This is a genomic window from Streptomyces sp. NPDC058051 (assembly GCF_042885475.1).
GTDB lineage: Bacteria > Actinomycetota > Actinomycetes > Streptomycetales > Streptomycetaceae > Streptomyces.
Genome location: NZ_JBHVRW010000077.1, coordinates 1 through 1,680, shown reverse-complemented (window position 1 = coordinate 1,680; position 1,680 = coordinate 1). Strand labels below are relative to the sequence as shown.

Annotated in this window: 1 protein-coding gene; it reads right to left on the bottom strand. The window is 67.6% G+C overall.

Annotated elements, in window-relative coordinates; all coding sequences use genetic code 11:
* A partial coding sequence (locus ACFVUT_RS37650; protein ID WP_389671176.1) for a polyketide synthase dehydratase domain-containing protein occupies positions 1 to 1,680 on the bottom strand: 1,680 nt, incomplete at both ends.

The window sequence follows — 1,680 nt, the reverse complement described above, 5'->3', positions numbered from 1 at the left end:
CGTGCCCCAACCGGACGGCGCCTCCACCACCCGACCACCGGCAACCCGACGCAAACGCGGCACCCATACCCGCCCCAACCGCACAGCCACCTGCGAATACCCAGCGGCAACCAGACCCCCCAGCAGCACCAGCGACGCCGGATCGTCATCAACATCCACCAGCACCACACGACCCGGATGCTCAACCTGCACACTCCGCACCAAACCCCACACCGCCGCACCCGCCAAATCAGCAGGCCGCTCACCAGCATTGACCGCCACCGCCCCACGGGTCACCACAACCAACGACTTACCGTTCAACTCACCCGCCAGCCAACGCTGCACCACACCCAACACATCAGCGACCAGACCGCGCACGCCCGACACCACATCTCCAGCCGCCCCAGCGACCACACACAACGCCTCGCCACCCCCAGCCCCAGCCCCAGCACACACCTGCTCCACCGAACCGGCCAGACCGGTACCATCAGCCAGATCCAGCACCGACCAACCAACAGCCTGCTGCCCCCCACCGATGTCCGAGACCGTGGTCCAGTCGAGGTGGAACAGCTCGCGGCCGTCGTGCGAGGCGTCTGCAAGCTGGCCGGGCTGGACGGCGCTGGTGCCGATCCGCTCGACCTCGAACACCCTCGCACCCGAGGGATCTGTACCGATCATCGAGAATGAGTGCTCACCTGTACGGCTCACACGCACCCGTATTTTGCGCGCACCGGTCGCGTACACCTGCATCCCGGCGAAGACGAACGGCAACGAGACCTCCTCCGGATCCGCATTCTCGGCAGCAGCGAACTGCAAGGGGTGAGCTGCGGCGTCCACGAGCGCCGGATGCACCAGGAACCCATCCGTGGGCTCCTCGGGAGACAGCACCACGTCAGCGAAGACGTCATCGTCGCGCCGCCACACCGCGCGCACCCCGGCGAACACCGGTCCGTATGCCTGCCCCGCCGTAGCGAGCCGCTCGTACACGCCGTCCACTGCTACCGGTACGGCGCCGTTCGGTGGCCACACACCAGCATCGGGTCCGGGCTTGGCAGTGGATTCGTCTTCTGTGTGCTGCGGTGCGAGGCGGCCGCGCGCGTGGCACCGCCATGCCTCGTCCGGCGAGAGCCGCGAGTGAATACTGACGTCGCGCACTCCTTCGGCGGTTTCGTCAGGGCCTCCGACCACGACTTGTAGTTGCACCTGTCCCTGCGGCGGAAGCTGCAACGAGGTCTGCAGCGTCAGCTCCACCAGTCGGGCACAGCCGACCCGATCGCCGGCGAACAACGCGAGCTCTGCGAACCCTGTGGCCGGCAGCAGCACACGGCCCAGCATCGCGTGATCGGCCAGCCACGAATGCGACCTCATGCCTACCGCGCCCGCGAGGACCAGGCCGTCCCCATCGGCGACCTCGACGAGCGTGTGCAGCAACCGGTGCCCTGCTCTGTCTCGTTCGCTCTCCGCACGGTTGCCGGCCAGCCAGAATCGTTCGTGTTGGAAGGCGTACGTCGGCAACGGAACGGTCCGGGCGCCAGGAAGCAACCGGCCCCAGTCCACATCCATGCCGTGAACGAAGCCGGTGGCCAGTCCGGTCAGCAGACGGGAAGGACTGTCATCGTCACGACGGCAGAGATGGGTGACGAACCGCCCGTCCACGCCTGCCACCTGCTCGATCGCCGACGACAGCGCCGGGTACGGCGC